This is a genomic window from Prochlorococcus marinus str. MIT 9201 (assembly GCF_000759955.1).
GTDB lineage: Bacteria > Cyanobacteriota > Cyanobacteriia > PCC-6307 > Cyanobiaceae > Prochlorococcus_A > Prochlorococcus_A marinus_G.
Genome location: NZ_JNAL01000004.1, coordinates 1 through 19,691 on the forward strand (window position 1 = coordinate 1; position 19,691 = coordinate 19,691).

Sequence of the window (19,691 nt, forward strand, 5' to 3'; positions counted from 1 at the left end):
AAAAAAAATCACACGATCATTCTTCTCATTCACACGATCATTCTTCTCATTCACACGATCATTCTTCTCATTCACACGATCATTCTTCTCATTCACACGATCATTCTTCTCATTCACACGATCATTCTTCTCATTCACACGATCATTCTTCTCATTCGCATGATTCGAGCAATAATATCGAAGGATTTACATCCGTTTCTTTTGAGACATTTGAACCATTTTCCTTAAGGAAGTTTCAATATTTCTTAGATAATCAAATATCACAAAATATATTTAGAGCAAAAGGAATTTTATGGTTTATGGAAAGTGAAAGAAAACACATTTTTCACCTATCAGGGAAACGTTTTTCTTTAGATGATGAAGAATGGACAAAAGAAAAATCTAACAAGATAGTATTAATTGGGAAAAACTTAGATCATCAAACTATCAAGAATCAACTATCATCATGTAGATTTAGTTCAGATTAAATTACAAATTAGGATTTAATTAATTTTTGAAAATACTTATTAAAGGATTTAAAAAAGCATTAAACGAATTAAAACTTTTTTATATCTCTTCATTTGTTATTGCACTTTTAATAATTATTCCGATCTCCAATTTTCTTCTGGAAGGAGTTATATATATTTTTGGTGGAAATTTTTCATTAGGTATTGCAGGTAAGGAAGAGGTACTAGGCACTTTAAAAGTTTTAGCACTTACAAGTTTATTTGGCGGGGGATTAGGAACATTAAATGGTTGGTTACTTTCAAATTGTGATTTTAAATTTAGAAAAGCTCTACGTATTTGTCAGTTAGTTCCACTTGCTGCTCCAGCATATCTCATAACAGCCATCTTGCAGGATTTAGGAAGTATTTTTGGGTATCAAGTTACTGGTTTATGGTGGGGGGTCATAATACTTTCAATTTCTACTTATCCATATGTATTTATTCTTGCTAACGAAAGTTTTAATAAATTTGGGGTTAATCAAATCAATGCTAGTAGGGGATTAGGAGTTGGACCATGGAGGAGCTTCTTTAAAATTGCTTTTCCAATGGCTTTGCCAGCGCTGATAACAGGAATAAGTTTAATGTGTATGGAGGTAATGAATGAATTAGGTACATTTGCATTATTAAATATTCCAAGTATTTCTACAGGTATAGCCGAAAATTGGATAATTGAGGGTAATCCAAAAAGTGCTATTGGATTATCATTGGTAGCCTTATTAATAATTTTTACTTTAATTATTTTTGAAAAATTCTCAAGGCGTAAATCAAAGAGGTGGAGTGATAACCCTGCATCTCAAGATTCTCAAGGATGGAAATTAAAAAAAAATAGAGCTCTTTTAGCAATAACTATATGCTTATTTCCCCCAATTTTCTCTTTTGGAATTCCATGTTTTTGGGTTATGCTAAATCTCGATCAAATTCAAAAAGGTCTATCTGTAGAGTTACTTGCTCTCTCATTAAGGACAATTAGCCTAGGATTTTTTACTGCATTAATAACGATGCTCTTCTCCTTAATAATTTCCTTGGCTAGACGCCCAAATAAAAGCTTTTTACTAAAACTAGTTACAAACATTTCGGGTATAGGTTACGCAATTCCAGGCACAGTATTAGCTTTGTCTTTAATAAGCATTTCCTCTTCAAAATTTAATTTCATTGCTATTTGCCTACTTATTTGGGGTTACCTTGTACGATTTCTAACTATTTCTAAGGGTTCTATTGATTCGAGTCTTGAAAGAATTTCTCCTACTCTTGATGAAGCAGCACTTGGACTAGGCGAAAACTGGCTGGGAATAATCAAAAGGATTCATCTGCCTTTACTCCAAGGACCAATATTTGTAGGATCACTTTTAGTTTTTGTAGACACAATAAAAGAATTACCCATAACATTTATTTTAAGACCATTCGATTTCGATACATTATCTGTAAGAATATACCAATATGCTGGTGATGAAAGAATGATAGAGGCAATATTACCGGCCATTCTTATCATGACTTTAGGACTTATTGCATCAATTACTTTAATACCAAGTTTAGAGAAAAAAAACTAAATTCTTTTAAACAATTTTCTTATTAAAAATGGTACGCTCAACAATAAATCTGCAAAGGTAGATATAGCCCTGAAATAAATTAAGCTAACCAGAATTGTATTTTGTGGAATATTTCTGCCTACAAAAAATAGAAGACTAGCTTCAAATACTCCAATTCCCCCTGGCGCTCCTGGGACTACTAAACCTATAGACCATGATAAAGAAAAGATTACTAATAAAAAAATTATGTCAATACTATTACTTGTATAAAAAGTATTTAAACAAACATAAAAGCCAATAAATTTTGATAGGACAAAACCAATTTCAAGTAATAACGCTCTGGTAGGGAAAAAAGAAATTATATTTATTCTCTTTTCAAATAAGACCCTTGAATTTGATATTCTCAAAACTTCAAAGACTTTCCCTTTAACAGAGCCTAGTCTTTTTAGTACAAGATAAATTAATTTCCTATTTAAAAATACAAAAGGCAAAATAAAAAAAAAGTAAAGTGGTGAAAAAATCACTCCCAGCGATGCCAACAGAAAAGACCCACTCAACATAAAGTAAGGTTCTACAAGTGTGGAATACAAAGCAATCTGAGGATTACATATATTTTTTATAAAATTAAATCTTTCAACAAAATGCCAAATCCCTCCTGGAACGTATTTAAGAATATTAGTTAAAACATAAAAAGAAACTACGTTATTACTTCTAAAGTCACTGCCAAACCATTTAACTATATATTTCCATGCATAAGCGTTAAGATAAATACTTAAAACACAAAATAAAAACGATAAAGATAGATTAATGCCATTTTTTTCTAAATCTATATCAAAAGAAATTTTATCTAAATTATTAAAAAAATAGGTGCAAAAATAGAACAAGCTTGAAATAAAGAAAATAGTCTTTAAAACACCAAAATTAATTTTCTTAAAAAATTTCCAATATAAATATTTACTTATGCTGAATCTCATTGCCAATTTTCAAATGCTTTAAATTTTTGACTTGACTCTTTTATTATTTTTCTTATTTCGTCAATTGATATTTTATGTTCTAGTTTTAATCTCAAAACTTCGTCATTTTCTGGTTTCATAGTTATTGATCCATCTGGTTTTAAAGTCTGTTTTACTTTTATTTTGCCAAAAGTAGTTGAGCATACTCCTCTTCTCCTAGGTAATATCCATCTAGATTGGGTTCTTTCACGGACTCCAATAGTATTGGAGTAATCAAACCATAATCGCCTAAAATATTCTTTTTTCTCTATTGGCAAAATTGCTTGAACAGAAAATCCAATTCTATTTTTTTTCATATTAATAGCTTGATAAGAAACGTCGTAAGCGCCCTCAATTCTCAGTGTCTCTACAAAATTAGATATATCTTCCGGAGTTTGGTCATCAATCCATGCTTCTTGAATAGATATCTCTTCACACTTTGGATTAATTTGTTGATCAGAAGAAGAATCCTCAAATGCAGAAATTTTATAAACTCTAACTAAATTAGGAAATGGAAATTTAAAGTTACCAATGCCTACTCCATAAGAGTTAATAGAATATCTTAGAGGGGGTTTCAGATAGTCGACTAAATTGGAAAGTAAAGCAATGCCAGTTGGAGTAGATAGTTCACCCTCTATTGAGTCAAAACTTGATAGAACCTTAATATTTTTTTGTCTTATTAGCTCTATTACGGCAGGTGGTGGTACAGATAATTTTCCATGTTCAGTTTGAACAAAACCTTTGCCTAGCATTGGTTCATTACAATAAACCCTCTTTGGATTTAGGTAATTAAATGCAGCACATACTCCTATGATATCCACTAGTGAATCAATCGCTCCAATTTCATGAAAATGAACATCCTCAGACTTGATACCATGAACTTTTCCTTCTGCATTTGCCAATGATTCAAATACTTCATAAATTATTTGCTTTAAGTTATCTTCTAAGTGTTTATTTAAAATAAGTTCTTTAATATTTCTCCAATTTCTTTTTTTTGGGCTACCCCCAACATTCTCAACCTGGGCCTTTATCCCCCTAATTGAACAACTTTTAGATTCTCTAAATTCTAAATTATATAAATCCCTTAATCCAAGATCAATAAGTGGTTGTTCAATAACTTTTTTCGGCACACCCAAATCATATAAGGCTCCTAACAACATATCTCCAGAGATACCTGGAGAGCATTCAATTAAAATATCTTCCATAGATCTAAGATTTCTTGATTGCTAAAATTTTGATACAAATCAACCCTTCATTTTAGTTATTTTTAGAAAAATCTTTTTCAATAACTTCGTATCTTATTAATTTCAAAGCATTTCCATCTCTATTGACATCTAAACTTATAAAACTATTTAGAAGATTTAGAGAAATCTCCCCTTTTATAACTAATTTAAAATTTTTATTTTTTAAATTATTTGGCTCGGGAGCAAAACAGATTTTAATAACAACCTCTTTCTTTTGAGTGTTGACATAGACTAAATCTCCTCTAACAGAAAAATAATTATCTTTTAAATCTAACTTCTCTAATAATTTAGGAAAGTTTGTTTCTGAAGAATCATTTGGAAAATCATTAAGTTGATAAGGATGCCATACGCCTGCAATTTGCAAATGTAAGTTTTGAGTATTTTTATTCTTTGGATATACAATCCAGTAATAACTTTTATTTAAGTCAATATGTTTTTTTAAGAGAGATAATGCCTTGCCAAGGACAACTGTCTCAATTCTTTCACCATTATCATCACTTAAAAAGCCTCTATTTAATTGATGACTATCATTGGGAACATATTTTCCATTAATAATGCCGATAGCTCTATATTGTAATTTATTAGTTACTTTTGGGATTGGATTTTTTAGCATATTAGTGATTAAAAATGTAAATTAAAGTTTTAAATTTCTTACTCTTCTTCCAAACTTTCAAAAGATTTTAAAGCATCATCTATAGCATCAGAAGGATCAGTAGCATCTTTCATACTATTATATCTCCTAAACATTTCTACAATTTCAAATGGATTAGTTGGTATAGCGGTAGTATCTTTTGTTTTAGTTGAGCTATCGATTTCCAATTCATCAAGTAAATATTCAGCGTTTAGAAAATAACCGTTTAAGGAAGATAATGAAATTAAAAAAACAAATATGGGTATTGGTTTAGAAAGTTTTGTACAAAAATAATTTCTCATTTTATTAAATTTCAAAATTCTTTAATACCAAAAATTTTTGCTACCTTAATCTTACATAAGATAGTAAGAATTTGTTAATAGCAACTTGGAATGTTAACTCTATAAGAACAAGACTTTCACAAGTATTAGATTGGCTAAATCAAATTAATCCAGATATTCTATGTTTGCAGGAAACAAAAGTCATAGACGATAGTTTTCCTATTGAACCTTTTGAAAAACTAGGATACTCAGTAGAGGTTTACGGACAAAAATCATACAATGGTGTAGCTATTATTTCCAAAATAAAAGCTGAAAATATTAAAAAAGGATTCTACGGTTGTACAGACTCTTATCCAAATATCGAAATTTTCACAGATCAAAAAAGAATTATTTCTGCCGATATTAATGGTATTAAAATCATAAATGTCTATGTGCCCAACGGATCTTCTCTAGAATCCAGTAAGTTTGAATATAAAATTAATTGGTTAAATTGTTTAGCTTCATTTTTAGATGAGCAAGAAAAAAAAGGTGAATTAATTTGTCTTATGGGTGATTTTAATGTTGCTCCATCTCACTTGGATATTCATGATCCAAATAAATATGGAGGAGGAATAATGGCATCTGAGATGGAGAGAAATGCACTAAATAATGTTCTTAAAAAAAGATTAATAGATTCGTTCAGGATTTTTGAACAAAATACTGGGCATTGGAGTTGGTGGGATTACCGTAATAACGCATTTGAATTAAATAAAGGTTGGAGAATAGACCATATATATATCAGCAAAGAACTATCATCAAAACTTAAAAGTTGTGTCATAGACTGCTCACCTAGAGGTAATTTACGGCCAAGTGATCATGCTCCAGTAATGATAGATCTTAACTTAAACGACATAAATGAGGATTTTTTTGAGAATGATGATAATTTCTTCGAAATATAAATAAAGTAAATTCATTTTCTTTTATGCCTGAAAACGCTTATTAATAAAGAGTTATCTAAAATAATAATAATATGTATTGTAATTTCCTAAAAATTAATAATTTACAATCCCAACTATCGCAATAAAAATATCATAATGTAGAATTTCATTCTGATTGACAAATTTTTTTCTTATTTCTAAGTTAGAACATGACAAAGTTTTTTCTCAAAACATCATTTATTTAAATTGTGACTGAAATATTCAATTGCACCCAATCAGAAGAAATTTTCTCCGCGGCCCAAGAGTTAATGCCTGGAGGTGTAAGCTCCCCAGTGAGAGCTTTTAAGTCTGTCGGTGGAAAGCCAATAGTTTTTGATCGAGTCAAGGGCCCTTATGCTTGGGATATTGACGGTAATAGATATATTGATTACATAGGAAGTTGGGGACCTGCAATATGTGGACATGCGCATCCCGAAGTTATAACAGCATTACAAGAAGCAATTGAGAAAGGTACCAGTTTTGGGGCTCCATGTGTTTTAGAAAACAAACTTGCTGAGATGGTTATAGATGCTGTCCCTTCTGTAGAAATGGTTAGATTTGTTAATAGTGGAACTGAAGCATGCATGGCAGTTTTGAGACTGATGCGAGCATTCACGGGAAGAGATAAAGTTATTAAATTTGACGGCTGTTATCATGGTCATGCAGACATGTTTTTGGTAAAAGCAGGATCAGGTGTAGCTACTTTAGGATTACCAGATTCTCCAGGGGTTCCACGATCAACAACTTCCAACACACTTACTGCTCCATATAATGATCTTGAAGCAGTAAAAAAATTATTTTCTGAAAATCCTGACGCTATTTCTGGTGTAATACTTGAACCTATTGTTGGTAATGCTGGTTTTATTACTCCTGAACCTGGATTCTTAGAAGGCTTAAGAGAATTAACAACCGAGAATGGGTCCTTGTTAGTTTTTGATGAAGTAATGACTGGATTCAGAATAAGTTATGGAGGCGCTCAAGAAAAGTTTGGAGTTACTCCTGATTTGACCACACTTGGGAAAGTTATTGGTGGAGGCTTACCCGTTGGAGCTTATGGAGGCAAGAAAGAAATAATGTCAATGATTGCCCCTTCAGGGCCTGTTTATCAGGCAGGTACTTTAAGCGGAAACCCACTGGCAATGACTGCTGGAATAAAAACTCTTGAGCTGCTTAAACAAGAAGGCACTTACGAGAAACTTGATGCAATAACTTCTAGATTAATCGAAGGGATAATTCAATCTGCAGAAAATAACGGTGTCGCTATCAATGGAGGGAGTGTAAGCGCAATGTTTGGATTTTTCTTATGTGATGGGCCAGTTAGGAACTTTGATGAAGCTAAAACAAATGATGCCGAACTTTTTGGTAAGTTGCATAAAGAAATGATTCGACGAGGAATTTATCTAGCTCCAAGTCCTTTCGAAGCTGGTTTTACTTCACTAGCTCACAGCGAAGAAGAAATTGATAAAACTATCGAAGCTTTTGACGCATCTTTTAATGCAATAAAAAATTAATCATTTACTAGTCTTCCAGAAGAAAAATAAGTAAATGATTTAACCTTTAAGAATGATAATTTTAAATAATTATCTTTTTCCACCAACTATTACTGGTGGACTACCTCCTTCTGAACCTGGAAGGCCAGGAACAACTTGTGTGCTACCATCCCATTTGTCGAGAAATAATTTGAAGAGTACCTGATCGTCGAGACTTCTATTTAATGTTTCATATCTAAGTGCTTCTTGTTCAGCAATTTCGACTTCTGTCTTTGCTCTTAGCAATTGCTGACCAGCTATTTGCTTTTGTTCAATCGCAGCTCTATATTCTTCAGCAATCTCTAATCCAGTGAGATCTAGACTTTTAACATCTACATAATCGAATGAATTAAGTTCTTGTGCAACAGTGTCACCTACTTTTTCAGAAATTACTGCGAATTCAGTAGCAATTGTCTCTAGCTCATATTGAGAAAAGACTGATTTTAGAGCTTTTAACAAAGATGGCTGAACAATTTTTTGATAAACATCACTATTTCTGCTTGCAATTGTTGCGAAGATTCTTCCTGCTTCATTTGGTTTTACTGAATACTTAACAGTAGCTGTAGCCCTAATAACTTGAAGATCTTTAGTTAAAGTTTCAAATTTTTCGGGTTGAACTTGAGTTTTTATATCAAATGGATATACAGACTGGATAAATGGAAGTTTAAAGTTTAAACCAGCTCTCCTAGAGGGGCCACTTACTTTCCCTAATGTTGTAACAACGGCAACTTGTCCAGAAGGAACAACAAATAGAGATTGGGTAAGCAAAAGAAACCCAGTAAAAGACAATACAATTAATAATGTTGCAGTCCCACCAGGACCAGTTGGCGTGACATTTTTGAAGGATGTTGACATTAAATTCTTTTTTTAGTTAATCATATTTAAATAGACTAATTAGTGCATTAATAAGGCATTTAATTAAAATATTTTTTTAATAATTGTAAATTTAAATGCAGATATTATTTTTAGATATTTGATTTAAATTCTCGCAAAAGTTCCAAATAAAGTTCCTCATCTATCTCCCTGATGTCATATTCAGAGGGTAAAACACCATGTTTATGCTCATGTACTGCCATCCAACAAAATTTCTCTACTTCTGCTTTTGAAAAACGAGAATATCCTTTTACTTTTGTAATCAATGATTTAATGAGAGATTCTGAATAATCTGCCATATTTAAAAAAAATCTTACAAAGATCTTATCTAAAGTTATTAGCTTTTAGAGGAATGTTCAAAGACTCTTCTAACTCACCAACAAGCTTAATTGCTAATTGAAGATCATTTTTGCTCTTACTAGCAACTCTAAGTGTTTCCCCATTTATGCTGACATTAATTTTTTTTATTTGATCTCTAATATTCTTACTAATTTTTTTTGCAATCTCTTGTTTAATCCCTTGTTTTAATAAAATTGTTTGTTTTACTTTATTACCACTAGCCATTTCAATTTCACCGTAGTCAAATATTTTTAAAGATAAGTTTCTTTTTATTGCCTTTTGTCTAATTATGTCATTTACAGCATTTAAGGTTAACTCGCTATTAGTGATTATAAAAATATTTTCTTTATCCAAATCAACTGAAGTGTCTGTGCCCTTAAGATCGTAACGCTGAGAAATTTCCCTTTTTACTTGATCCAAAGTGTTTACTAATTCCTGTCTATCAAAATCAGAGACTACATCAAATGAAAAACTTTCTGCCATAGCAAATTATTAAACGCTAAATATTATTAGCATAAATCATCTTACAATGAGTGGAAATTGATTAATTTAATCAAAAAATAACAAACTAACCACTTTCCCCATCTCTTCAGCGCATCTACAACTATTAAGCAAAGTTTCACTATCGTGAAAGGCAAAGCATATTAATTGATCGCACCTAGTAATAATTTCTTGATTGCAAAGACTACTTGCAAGTGGCAAAGGTAATTCATCATTTTCACTTTTTTCAACCAAGTGTATAACCCGCTCAAGTTGATGCTTTATTTCAGGTATTTGTCTATCAAGACTTTGAGGTAATAAAACAGTTAATAATGATGGATTAATATCTAAGACAGCCCTAATAACAGCTGCATTTACACCTTGAGATCCAGAAGTAAGAATGTTATGTCCTTCCTCTGCTAGTGACCTAGCTATCAACTCAATTAAGTGGATATCGACAACAGGTACGTGTCTACTACCCAAAAAAGCAATTCTCCTTTTCCCATTATCTTGGAGTTTTGCAAGTTCTTGAGCTAAGGCATCAACGCCTTCAGTTGCGGGTAGATCTAAAGAGCGACTCAAAATAATAAAGTTTCTATATTTATAATTAGCATTTATCTAAAAAATTGCAGGGAAAATCTATCTTTTCCAGAATTCTTTTTAAATTTACATTCTCTTGAACTAATTGAATAGCATAAGAAGCTTTAATTGATTCATGTATTCTGACATGTCCAAAAGCTTGTTCAATAATTTCTACAGAGGAAAGAGTATCTAATTCCACCTTTAGAATTGGCACCTCTAATTCCTCCGCTCTATGAATCAATTGTGATAAAGGGTCTCCTAAACCAGTTAAAATGAGGCATTGAGTGGAAGCCTCCAAAGCAGCAAGTTGGATATCAGTTCTATCTGCTCCGGTAACTACAGCCATATTTCGTCTTCTCCTGAAAAATTCCATTGCAGAATTCACCCCCATTGCACCAATACTTAATGTTTCAACAAGTAATTGATCTTTTTCAGGGCAACAAATTACTTGGGCATCGAGTCTTCTTACAAGCTCACCGACGGTGACACTTCTAAGCAGTGGTGATTTAGGCATCACCCCAAATACTTCAATATCCAGATCTTTAAGAGAAGGTATTATTTCATTTTTAACTTTTTCGACTTCTTGTGGTGTAACTCCGTTCAATACAACTCCAGCAAATTTTTCACCCAATTGTTTTTTTGCATCAAGTAATGCATCTACACTTTTACAATCTTCCCATAAATTCACAATTAAAACCTTCGCATCTAAATCCTTAGCTAGTTGTGGGAGACTTAAGCCATAAATCATACCTTCATGAAGACTTCCAGCTGCTTCTAAGATATTTAAACCTTCAAAATCATCATTAACCAATCCTTCAATTTGATTAAAACCCTTCCCTGGGAGTAAGTCTTTATTGAAAATTCTTTTTTCAGCTGATATATTATCCAATAACCCTACTGAAGAAATTAAATTCTCCTCTTCAATATTTAAGGTAGATCCAATAAACTTAACATCATCATCTATTAATCCTTCATAAGACATTGAAGGAAGATTAGTAAGTTCAATACATGTTGCTAAAGGTTTTCCTATGCGTACTTTTTTTTTCATCTGTAAAAGTTTTTTTGCTATCCCAAGAACCATTGCAGACTTACCACTAAATGGCTCACAAGAACCAATTAATAATATATCGCTCATAATTAGTAAAATTTTTTATCAATAGGTTTAAGATAATATTTTTTTTAGAACTAAACAAATATTTATTTATGAGTTTTAATCAAATAAAAAAATAAATATTCTTTTTTTGGTAAATTTATTTTAATTCATTGGTATCTCATAAAAATCAAGCAAAATGATAAATTCAACCAAAAACACAAAAACTATAGGTATTACTGGCGCCTCAGGTACGCTAGGAAAAGAATTAACAAAGTTGTTTCGTCAGAAAGGATATAAAGTGATTGGATTTACTCATAGTAAAACTAATTATGAAATAAATCTTGAATCTCCAAATGAATGGATTAAATGGGAATGTGGGAAGGAGTCATCATTAAAAAAGCAATTAGAAAAGATAGATATTTTAATCTTGAACCATGGTATCTATGATTTGAGTAGGACAAATTCCAATTATGAAAACTCAATAGAAATAAATGCATTAAGCAAATTCAAATTATTAAATTTATTCGAAGATATTGCTCTGACCTATGATTCACCAATAAAAAAAGAGATTTGGATTAACACATCTGAAGCAGAAATATTACCAGCCCTAAATCCGTCATATGAGATTAGTAAATCCCTTATTGGTCAACTAGTTTCTTTCAAAAAAAATCTTTTGGATAAAAATACAAAGAAAAAATTAATAATTAAAAAAATCATCTTGGGGCCTTTTAAATCAGAATTAAATCCTATCGGAATAATGAGTCCCGAATTTGTATCTAAAAAAATTTATAATTTAGCAAATTCAAAAAAATATCTAATAATAATAAGTCCAAACCCATTATCCTATCTACTTTTTCCATTGAAAGAATTTTATAATTTTTTGTATTGCCAAATTATTTATAAGTACAAATCATAGTTTCTAGAAATCTCTATCTGTCAAAATTTCAATCCCATCTTTTAAAACAACTATTGTGTGCTCCCATTGAGCCGACAATTTTCCATCTTTTGTTATTACTGTCCATCTATCATTTAATGTTTTGCAAAATTTAGTCCCTTCATTAACAATAGGTTCCACAGCTAATGTCATTCCTTCACGAAGGGTGACGTTGGGCAATTCTTTGGTCCTAAAATTAAATACTGATGGTTCTTCATGAAGATTTCTTCCAACTCCATGACCTGTATAGTCCTCTACAACACTAAAACCATTTTTTAAAACAATATCCTCGATTTCCCCAGCTACATCTAGAAGTGTATTCCCTGCTTTGATTTTCGAAAGCCCTGCATACAATGCTTCATAGGCTACTTCACTAAGATTTTGAACCTTTTGGCTAACTTCTCCCACACAAATTGAAATACAACTGTCCCCGTGAAAGCCGTCTAAATATGCTCCTGTATCAACTTTAACTAGGTCACCATTTTTAATTATTTTATTTTTACTTGGTATTCCATGAACAACCTCATTATTAATACTAGAACAAATACTAGAAGGGAAGCCATGGTAGCCCTTAAAACTTGGCACTGCTCCAAAACTTTTTATCCTCTTTTCAGCGAAATCATCTAAATCTTTTGTACTCATTCCTGGCTTAATTAAGTCATTAATTTCCCTCAAAACAGTTGCTACAATCCTGCTAGATTTCTTCATCAAATTAATTTCACGTGCAGACTTTATTTCAATCCCTCTTCGTCTCTGAATAAAAGGGACTTGATCAATAGTTTTGGAATTATTTTTATTTAATAAAAGATCTGCAAAATGTCTCATTGGAATAAATAATAGTAATAGCTAAATATCTTCAAAATAGCCATTATTGTCTTAGCTATCTTAAATCTAACAATAACAATGGGAAACAGGAATGAAATTTTTTTATAATTCTAGGCAATTTCATAAGGCTTTGGCGCCTTGGGTTTTTCTCCCTTTAGTTATATCTTCCATTACTGGGCTTCTCTATAGAGTTTCAAAAGATTTATTGGGTTACTCTAGAGAACAAGTTCACTGGTTGATGTCTCTCCATGAGGGCGAATGGCTTGGAAATAATGGAGAACTTATATACGTAATATTGAATTCCCTTGGAGTTTTATAGATGCTCATAACAGGATTCCAAATGTTTTCAAAAACAATTTCATTTACCAAAAAGGTTACTAAAGGCGAGTCAAAAGGTTAAGATATAGAACTTGTAGGATAAAAAAGACCAAAATGGCCAAAGAGAAACAAGAGAAGGAATTAGAAACCGCTATTAAAGCTGACGAATCAGTTGATGTAGCAGTTGAAAAAAAAGAAAAAAAAATGGTTTCTGAAACTACTCAAAGCTTAAGCGCATCCAATCTTATTAATGAATTTGAAAATGGACAATTAAAAAAAGAATTGCCTGAAATTTATGTAGGGGACACTGTTAAAGTTGGAGTAAAAATTACAGAAGGTAATAAAGAAAGAGTTCAACCTTATGAAGGTGTTGTGATAGCAAAAAGGCATGGAGGCCTCAACCAGACAATTACAGTTAGAAGAATTTTTCAGGGTATAGGTGTTGAAAGAGTATTTATGCTACACAGTCCGCAAGTTGCCTCTCTAAAAGTTGAACGTAGAGGTAAAGTAAGAAGAGCTAAGTTATTCTATTTAAGAGATAGGGTAGGTAAAGCTACTCGCGTTAAACAACGCTTTGATCGATAAAGTTGTAAATTAATCAACTTATTGGTCACAAAGACGCTTATAATCATTTAGATGCGTCGTTAGTTCAGTTGGTAGAACGCAGGTCTCCAAAACCTGATGTCGGGGGTTCAAGTCCTCCACGACGCGTTTGATCAACATTATGTAAATCATTTTTTCATAAGATGGAGTTAGATCTTCAACCTGGGGACGTAGTTAAAGTCCTCGAATCTGCAGCTTTAGGATGGGTCCGCGCAAGAGTCATCAGAGTTAAATCTGGTGGTAGAGTTGTCGTGCAAAGTGACCAAGGTAGAGAGTTTACCGCGAGAGGTAACCAAGTTAGGTTGATAGAACCTGCTGGTTTTAGGCCTCAAAAATAAATAGTTATAAATTCTGAGGAAGCTATAAAACTAACTATTTCTGTAAATCCTCAAATTAATAAATTTTTTTTATTACAACACCATTAATTAAGTATTATGATCTGATAATTTTAAGAATGAAGTTCTAAATAAATTTAGAACAAAACTCTGGGACCGTAGTTCAACTGGTTAGAGCACCGCCCTGTCACGGCGGAAGTTGCGGGTTCGAATCCCGTCGGTCCCGTTTTTTCTAAAAGAGATTTGGAAAAACGATTAAGACTAGCTCCGAGTCCAACGGGTTTATTTCATATTGGGACGGCGCGAACAGCATTATTCAACTGGTTGTATGCACGAAAAATAGGCGGAAAATTTCTTATCAGAATAGAAGATACAGATTTTCTTCGATCTAAATCTGAATATACCAAAAATATATTAGTGGGCTTGAAATGGCTTGGACTTAAATGGGATGAAGAACCTATAAAGCAAAGTGACCGAATTGCGATTCACAAAAGTTACATCAAAAAGCTATTGGAATGTGGAGCTGCATATAGGTGCTTTACAACAGAAGATGAAATTTCTGGACTAAGAGAAGAACAAAAACAGAAAGGATTACCTCCAAAACACGATAATAGACACAGAAGTCTTTCAAAAGAAGAAATAGAAACCTTCATATCCCAAGGGAGGAGTTCAGTAATAAGGTTTAAGATTGATGAAAAAATTGAAATTAAATGGGTAGATCAGATAAGAGGCGAAATCAAATGGCAAGGGAAGGATTTGGGTGGTGATTTAGTTTTGTCAAGAAGGGCAAAGGGATATGAGATTGGAGATCCTTTGTACAATCTTGCAGTTGTAGTTGATGATAATTTCATGAATATTACTCATGTTGTAAGGGGTGAAGACCATATCTCTAACACTGCAAAACAAATATTGATTTATAAAGCATTAAATTTTAATTTGCCGACTTTTTCGCATACACCCCTAATACTAAATAGTGAAGGGAAAAAATTATCTAAGAGAGATTGCGTTACTTCAATCGACGAATTTAGAGATATGGGATATTTACCTGAGGCCTTATCAAACTATATGGCCTTTTTAGGTTGGTCTCCAAAATCTGCCGACAGAGAAATACTTTCACTTGATGAGATATCTGAAATTTTTGACTTATCAGACATAAATAAAGCAGGAGCAAAATTCAGTTGGGAAAAACTCAACTGGATTAATTCTCAATATATAAAGAATATGGAATCAACAAAATTAAGCGAGATTATCAGGAAATACTGGGATGATAATGGTTGGGTGCCACCATCTCAAGAATGGTCTCATAAATTGGCAATTTTGCTTAGGGATTCTATCACTCTTTTAAAAGATGCCATTGATCAATCAAAACCATTTTTCTTAATCCCTACAATTCAAAAAGAAGGTCAAGATTTTCTGGAAAACGAAGATAGTAAAGCATCTCTAAAATTAATCTTAAATTATTTAAATGAGCAAAACACCATAAAAATAGATAAAGAAAAAGCTAAAGAAATTATAAACGTAATCTCAAAAATGCATAATATTAAAAAAGGGGTATTAATGAAATCATTAAGGGTAGCTTTTTTTGGATCTTTAAGTGGGCCAGATTTAATTCAAAGTTGGGAACTTTTCTCAGAAAGTAAAACTGATAGGTCCCGAATTGAAAGATGCCTTAAATCAATCTAAATTATTTTTTTGTTCTAATTCAAGCTTACTGGCCAAAGGCTTGGCTGAAAGGCCTTGGATTCCTACTGTCATTAATATAGTAAGAAAAACTAAACCTTGGAGACGTCCAGCCCCAAGGATACCAGCCTGCTCTAATCTAATAGAAAAAAGAGAAGCTACCGCTGCGGTAACAATACCTCTGGGGGCTAACCAAGCCAAAAATATTTTTTCTTTTAAGTTCAATTCTCTTCCCATTGTTGCTATCCATATAGAAATAGGGCGAACAATTACCATCAACATAAAAACGCAAACGACTCCACCCCAGCCAAGAGGACTTAATTCACCCCAAGAAACATCAGCGGCCAAAAGAGGGAAAAGAACTGTAATGGCTAATTGAGCTAATTCACCTATTAGATTATCCAATCTTTCCTTATCTATAACTTCTCTTTTCCCTACAACAAAACCTGCCGCTACAGAAGCAGGCAAGCCTGATTCTGGCAGAAAATATTCGCAAATTCCATACACAAGGAAAATAAATCCAAGGGTAACTTGAAGCTCTATACCAAATGAAGCTTCATTTTTTATTTTTTTTAAAATTTCTGATAGTAACCATCCTGCACTTAATCCAATGAAGACTCCTCCCCCTAATCTTTGCATTAATGCTATAAATACATCGTTAATCCCACGTAGGTCGCCTAAAGTAAGTTCTAAAAGAAGTAATGCAAGTACTGCACCAATTGGTTCAAGCAACAACCCCTCAGCTTTTAAAACTTCCGAAAGAGGGGAAGCTAATTTTATTTGTTCCACTAATGGAGAGACAACAGTTGGTCCAGTAGCTAGAACGATGGCACTATATATTCCTGCAACTTGCCATGAGAGTCCTGCCAGCCAATGAGCAATAAAAATTCCCGCTGATAATGAAATAAAAAGTCTTACCAATGAAATTTTCAAAACAGTATTTCTTATATTCCCCTCAGGCAGTTTTAAATTTAGTCCCCCTTCAAATAGAACCAAACAGACTAAAAGCCCTACAATAGTTTCAAGTCCTTGCCCAAGATCTAAAGGCTCAACAAGTCCTAAACCTGATCTTCCTATAAGCAATCCGGAAAGCAATAAAATAACAACACTGGGAGATCCTGTTAAAGAAGAAAATAATCGAGCACAAGCACCTGCGAATACAGTGATTCCCCAAAGTAATCCAAGCCTTTCAGGCGTCATAAAAAATTATATATAGTAAAAAATATTTATTATTTTGATTAAATCAACAATCTTATCTGAAGTCCAATAAATACAATACTTATTAATTTAATTAATCAGCTGAACAGGATTAATTTTTATTAAATGCTTCAAAACTTGTTTTAAGTCAAATGAATTTAATTTTTATTAGGAAAATTGGCTTATGAAAGCAATAATTATAAAAATAATTCCTATCCCAACAGTTGCCATCCTTCCATTCCATATTTCAGCTTGAGGTGTAAAACCTCTTTTCCACAAATTAAGTTCATTTTTATCAACAAACTTTTTTGTCTCTTTAATCTTGATTTTAGGTTGTTTGTTCATTGAAGTTAAAAAGGAGGGATTTCTTCATAGAGGGTATTTGCTTGTTCAATTGATAGTCTTCCTGCGACACCTAATTTAAGGGAACTAAAATGATCCTTAAATTTGATCCTGAACAACGCCGCCGCTCCAATCATTGCCGCATTATCTGTACAAAGTTTAAGAGGAGCTAAATGAACTTTAATAGATTTTTTACTAGCTTCACTAATCATCATTTTTCTTAATGTATTGTTAGCAGCCACTCCTCCAACAACTACAACATTATCCAAGCTATGGTCTTCTGCACATTTTATTGTTCTTTCTACCAAGACTTCTGCAACTACTCTCTCAAAGCTTGCAGCAATATCAGGAATTGGAATGGTATTCCCATCCAAATTTATTCTCTCAACTAATCTTAATACGGCAGTCTTTAGACCACTAAAAGAAAAATCATATTTAAGAAATCCCCCTTTTTTATCAGAAATCCTACATTTTGGTAAATTAAATTTCATTGGGTCCCCATTTTTAGCAATCTTTTCAATTGCCGGTCCTCCTGGATAACTTAAACCTAATAGTCTTCCGACTTTATCGAAGGCTTCTCCAGCGGCATCATCAAAACTTTTCCCAAGTCTCTGCATTCCCCTTCTATCATCAACCCTTATCAATTCAGTATGTCCCCCACTGACAAGTAATGTTAGAAAAGATTTCTTTGGATAATTTTCTGAAAATAGAATTGAAGATAAATGCCCCTCCAAATGATGAATTCCCAAAAAAGGCTTTGAATGTAACATGCAAAGTGATCTTGCAGTTATAGAGCCAACTCGTAAACAACCCACTAATCCAGGAGCTACAGTTGATGCAATATAATCAACTTCCTCAATTTTGATTTTTGATTCTTCTAAAGCCTTATCTAAAACAAAAGGTAATAACTCCAAGTGCTTTCTAGCTGCGAGTTCAGGCACGACTCCTCCCCATTTTGAATGATCTTCAATTTGAGATGCGATTATATTTGAATGTATTCTGAAAGTGTCGCCAATATTAGAAACAATTGAGACAGATGTCTCATCACAACTTGTTTCAATAGCTAAAACTTTATGCATTTTTGATTCAACTTGTTCTATTTTAATGTTAATTTCTTACTTAACACACTATAGGGAATTAAAGATTGCAACTTATGAAATTCTTTTTTTCAATCATAACCTCAGTTTTTCTGTTCCTAGGAATTACTCCAATTGCTCTGGCTGCTAATGGGCCTGCCTTAAACGCAGATAGAGCTAGCACAGAATATACGGCTTCAGCCCTCACTAAATGCTCTGAGAATCCTAAATTTATTGAGAGAGCAAATTCTGCAACTACTCAAAAAGACATCGCAAGATTTGAAAGATACGGAAAAGCATCATGCGGAGATGATGGTCTTCCACATTTAATAATTGGACCTCCTCTTGAGCCATGGGGAGCCCTTTTAAATAGAGGTCATGAGGGAGATTTACTTATTCCAGGAGTATTATTCATTTACATCGCTGGAATAATAGGCTGGTCAGGAAGAGAGTATCTGATTGAATCAAAAAAGACTAAGAATCCAGCAGATCTTGAGATAATTATTGACCTAGAGTTAGCCAGAAAATGTCTTGTAAAAGGAGCGCAATGGCCTCTTCTTGCTAATAAACAAGGTAGAAATGGAGACTTAAGAGAGAAAGATAACAACATTACACTTAATGGTCCTCGCTAAACATCTTTAAAAACTTTCATAAAACAAATGTTCAAAATTCTAAACACAAAATTTGTAAGATCTGCCCCAGTAGTAGCAGCAATTTGGCTAAGCCTTACAGCGGGAATAATTATTGAGTTTAATAGGTTTTTCCCCGATTTATTATTCCATCCAATGAGCTGATAAAAGAGAGAATAATCAAGTTTTTATTAACTTGATTATTTTTTTGGCTGTTTCGTCAACATTGTGATTTGTTAACGCAAAATCAAATTGATTTGATACTGAAATCTCATAATTAGCCCTAAAGAGTCTTTTTTTAATTGCCTCTTCTTTTTCTGTACCTCTATTTCTTATTCTTCTCTCTAACTCTTCCTTATCCGGAGGAAGTAAAAATATTGACAAGGAATTAGGAAACTTATTTTTTATTTGCCTTGCTCCCTCTACCTCAATTTCAAGTAGCACAGTAAATCCCCTCTTTATTTTCTCATTAACTGAAGACAAAGGAGTTCCATAATAGCTCCCAGCGAATTGAGCCCATTCGAGGAATAGGTTTTGTTCAATCATTTCTTTAAACTTTTCTTGATTTAAAAAGTAGTAATTTTCTCCGTCCTTCTCTCCCTCTCTAGGTTCTCTAGTAGTTGCAGATATTGAAAGCCAAAAATCTTTTTCTTTACCTAATATTTCTTTCACAACTGTTCCTTTACCCACCCCGCTGGGTCCAGTAAGGATAATGAGTTTTTTTTGATTTTTCATATTAAA

At 32.7% G+C, this 19,691-nt stretch carries 24 protein-coding genes, 2 tRNA genes and 1 pseudogene; 13 read left to right on the forward strand and 14 right to left on the reverse strand.

Annotated elements, in window-relative coordinates; translation table 11 throughout:
- Both EU95_RS0108655 and EU95_RS08280 read left to right on the forward strand, forming a co-directional pair.
- Positions 1 to 467, forward strand: a 467-nt coding sequence (locus EU95_RS0108655) for a GTP-binding protein (protein WP_032521343.1), incomplete at its 5' end; no start/stop codon positions are given.
- A 26-nt stretch (positions 468 to 493) separates the two neighbouring features.
- Complete coding sequence (locus tag EU95_RS08280) at positions 494 to 2,032, forward strand: ABC transporter permease (RefSeq protein WP_032521344.1); 1,539 nt, start codon at positions 494 to 496, stop codon at positions 2,030 to 2,032.
- Here the strand turns inward: EU95_RS08280 and EU95_RS08275 are convergent.
- Genes EU95_RS08275 through EU95_RS08260 form a run of 4 tightly spaced genes read right to left on the reverse strand, consistent with a single transcriptional unit; the run spans position 2,029 to position 5,180 of the window.
- Entirely contained in the window at positions 2,029 to 2,985 is a 957-nt protein-coding gene (locus EU95_RS08275) for a lysylphosphatidylglycerol synthase domain-containing protein (RefSeq protein WP_032521345.1), read from the reverse strand. The two genes, EU95_RS08280 and EU95_RS08275, sit on opposite strands and share 4 nt — an antisense overlap.
- Positions 2,982 to 4,208, reverse strand: a complete 1,227-nt coding sequence (gene larC / locus EU95_RS08270) for a nickel pincer cofactor biosynthesis protein LarC (RefSeq protein WP_032521346.1) — start codon at positions 4,206 to 4,208, stop codon at positions 2,982 to 2,984. The genes EU95_RS08275 and larC overlap by 4 nt, the downstream gene beginning before the upstream one ends.
- A 52-nt stretch (positions 4,209 to 4,260) precedes the next feature.
- On the reverse strand, positions 4,261 to 4,860 hold the full coding sequence (locus EU95_RS08265) for a hypothetical protein (RefSeq protein ID WP_032521347.1): 600 nt from the start codon (positions 4,858 to 4,860) through the stop codon (positions 4,261 to 4,263).
- Positions 4,861 to 4,898: 38 nt separating this feature from the next.
- Complete coding sequence (locus EU95_RS08260; RefSeq protein ID WP_032521348.1) at positions 4,899 to 5,180, reverse strand: hypothetical protein; 282 nt, start codon at positions 5,178 to 5,180, stop codon at positions 4,899 to 4,901.
- Between the two features lie 71 nt (positions 5,181 to 5,251).
- Between EU95_RS08260 and xth the strand changes: the two genes are divergently transcribed.
- Entirely contained in the window at positions 5,252 to 6,097 is an 846-nt protein-coding gene (gene xth, locus EU95_RS08255; protein ID WP_032521349.1) for an exodeoxyribonuclease III, read from the forward strand.
- A gap of 227 nt (positions 6,098 to 6,324) precedes the next feature.
- Positions 6,325 to 7,626: a glutamate-1-semialdehyde 2,1-aminomutase gene (hemL, locus tag EU95_RS08250; RefSeq protein ID WP_032521350.1), complete on the forward strand. Its 1,302-nt coding sequence runs from the start codon at positions 6,325 to 6,327 to the stop codon at positions 7,624 to 7,626.
- Between the two features lie 69 nt (positions 7,627 to 7,695).
- On the opposite strand, the gene EU95_RS08245 is transcribed toward hemL, so the two are convergent.
- The 5 genes from EU95_RS08245 to EU95_RS08225 all read right to left on the reverse strand — a co-directional run bounded on the left by EU95_RS08245 (position 7,696) and on the right by EU95_RS08225 (position 11,053).
- Positions 7,696 to 8,499, reverse strand: a complete 804-nt coding sequence (locus EU95_RS08245) for a prohibitin family protein (protein ID WP_002807352.1) — start codon at positions 8,497 to 8,499, stop codon at positions 7,696 to 7,698.
- Between the two features lie 110 nt (positions 8,500 to 8,609).
- Positions 8,610 to 8,816 carry a hypothetical protein gene (locus EU95_RS08240; protein ID WP_032521351.1) on the reverse strand — a complete coding sequence of 69 codons (207 nt, stop codon included), beginning with the start codon at positions 8,814 to 8,816 and terminating at the stop codon, positions 8,610 to 8,612.
- Between the two features lie 25 nt (positions 8,817 to 8,841).
- Positions 8,842 to 9,339: a YajQ family cyclic di-GMP-binding protein gene (locus EU95_RS08235; RefSeq protein WP_032521352.1), complete on the reverse strand. Its 498-nt coding sequence runs from the start codon at positions 9,337 to 9,339 to the stop codon at positions 8,842 to 8,844.
- Between the two features lie 66 nt (positions 9,340 to 9,405).
- On the reverse strand, positions 9,406 to 9,918 hold the full coding sequence (locus EU95_RS08230; RefSeq protein ID WP_032521353.1) for a DNA recombination-mediator protein A: 513 nt from the start codon (positions 9,916 to 9,918) through the stop codon (positions 9,406 to 9,408).
- A 25-nt stretch (positions 9,919 to 9,943) separates the two neighbouring features.
- Positions 9,944 to 11,053, reverse strand: coding sequence for a phosphotransacetylase family protein (locus EU95_RS08225; RefSeq protein ID WP_032521354.1), 1,110 nt, complete (start codon positions 11,051 to 11,053; stop codon positions 9,944 to 9,946).
- A 154-nt stretch (positions 11,054 to 11,207) separates the two neighbouring features.
- Between EU95_RS08225 and EU95_RS08220 the strand changes: the two genes are divergently transcribed.
- Positions 11,208 to 11,927 carry an SDR family oxidoreductase gene (locus EU95_RS08220; protein WP_032521355.1) on the forward strand — a complete coding sequence of 240 codons (720 nt, stop codon included), beginning with the start codon at positions 11,208 to 11,210 and terminating at the stop codon, positions 11,925 to 11,927.
- 3 nt (positions 11,928 to 11,930) lie between these two features.
- Here EU95_RS08220 and map read toward each other — a convergent pair whose 3' ends face one another.
- Positions 11,931 to 12,770, reverse strand: a complete 840-nt coding sequence (map, locus tag EU95_RS08215) for a type I methionyl aminopeptidase (protein ID WP_032521356.1) — start codon at positions 12,768 to 12,770, stop codon at positions 11,931 to 11,933.
- Between the two features lie 91 nt (positions 12,771 to 12,861).
- Here map and EU95_RS09280 point away from each other — a divergent pair.
- The 6 genes and pseudogenes from EU95_RS09280 (at position 12,862) to gltX (ending at position 15,709) form a co-directional block, all read left to right on the forward strand.
- A pseudogene (locus EU95_RS09280) lies at positions 12,862 to 13,170 on the forward strand (PepSY domain-containing protein).
- A 32-nt stretch (positions 13,171 to 13,202) separates the two neighbouring features.
- Complete coding sequence (rplS, locus tag EU95_RS08210) at positions 13,203 to 13,673, forward strand: 50S ribosomal protein L19 (RefSeq protein ID WP_032521357.1); 471 nt, start codon at positions 13,203 to 13,205, stop codon at positions 13,671 to 13,673.
- 53 nt (positions 13,674 to 13,726) lie between these two features.
- Positions 13,727 to 13,799 (forward strand) — tRNA-Trp (locus EU95_RS08205).
- A gap of 35 nt (positions 13,800 to 13,834) precedes the next feature.
- Entirely contained in the window at positions 13,835 to 14,029 is a 195-nt protein-coding gene (locus EU95_RS08200; protein WP_002807701.1) for a hypothetical protein, read from the forward strand.
- A gap of 149 nt (positions 14,030 to 14,178) precedes the next feature.
- Positions 14,179 to 14,252 (forward strand) — tRNA-Asp (locus EU95_RS08195).
- Positions 14,253 to 14,269: 17 nt separating this feature from the next.
- Positions 14,270 to 15,709 carry a glutamate--tRNA ligase gene (gltX, locus tag EU95_RS08190; RefSeq protein WP_032521374.1) on the forward strand — a complete coding sequence of 480 codons (1,440 nt, stop codon included), beginning with the start codon at positions 14,270 to 14,272 and terminating at the stop codon, positions 15,707 to 15,709.
- Here gltX and EU95_RS08185 read toward each other — a convergent pair.
- From EU95_RS08185 to tsaD, 3 genes are all read right to left on the reverse strand, one after another.
- The gene (locus tag EU95_RS08185; RefSeq protein ID WP_032521358.1) at positions 15,701 to 16,906 is read right to left on the reverse strand and encodes a cation:proton antiporter; all 1,206 of its coding nucleotides are present in this window, start codon (positions 16,904 to 16,906) and stop codon (positions 15,701 to 15,703) included. The genes gltX and EU95_RS08185 overlap by 9 nt on opposite strands.
- Before the next feature lie 165 nt (positions 16,907 to 17,071).
- Entirely contained in the window at positions 17,072 to 17,248 is a 177-nt protein-coding gene (locus EU95_RS08180; RefSeq protein ID WP_032521359.1) for a hypothetical protein, read from the reverse strand.
- A 5-nt stretch (positions 17,249 to 17,253) separates the two neighbouring features.
- Complete coding sequence (gene tsaD, locus EU95_RS08175) at positions 17,254 to 18,324, reverse strand: tRNA (adenosine(37)-N6)-threonylcarbamoyltransferase complex transferase subunit TsaD (RefSeq protein WP_032521360.1); 1,071 nt, start codon at positions 18,322 to 18,324, stop codon at positions 17,254 to 17,256.
- Positions 18,325 to 18,398: 74 nt separating this feature from the next.
- Here tsaD and EU95_RS08170 point away from each other — a divergent pair, with 74 nt between their 5' ends.
- Entirely contained in the window at positions 18,399 to 18,953 is a 555-nt protein-coding gene (locus tag EU95_RS08170) for a photosystem I reaction center subunit III (RefSeq protein WP_025975313.1), read from the forward strand.
- 27 nt (positions 18,954 to 18,980) lie between these two features.
- Positions 18,981 to 19,115: a photosystem I reaction center subunit IX gene (gene psaJ / locus EU95_RS0108665; protein ID WP_011862490.1), complete on the forward strand. Its 135-nt coding sequence runs from the start codon at positions 18,981 to 18,983 to the stop codon at positions 19,113 to 19,115.
- A gap of 15 nt (positions 19,116 to 19,130) precedes the next feature.
- Here the strand turns inward: psaJ and gmk are convergent, their stop codons facing one another.
- Positions 19,131 to 19,685 (reverse strand): guanylate kinase, encoded by a 555-nt coding sequence (gene gmk, locus EU95_RS08165; protein ID WP_032521361.1) that lies wholly within the window; start codon positions 19,683 to 19,685, stop codon positions 19,131 to 19,133.
- Positions 19,686 to 19,691 lie beyond the last annotated feature (6 nt).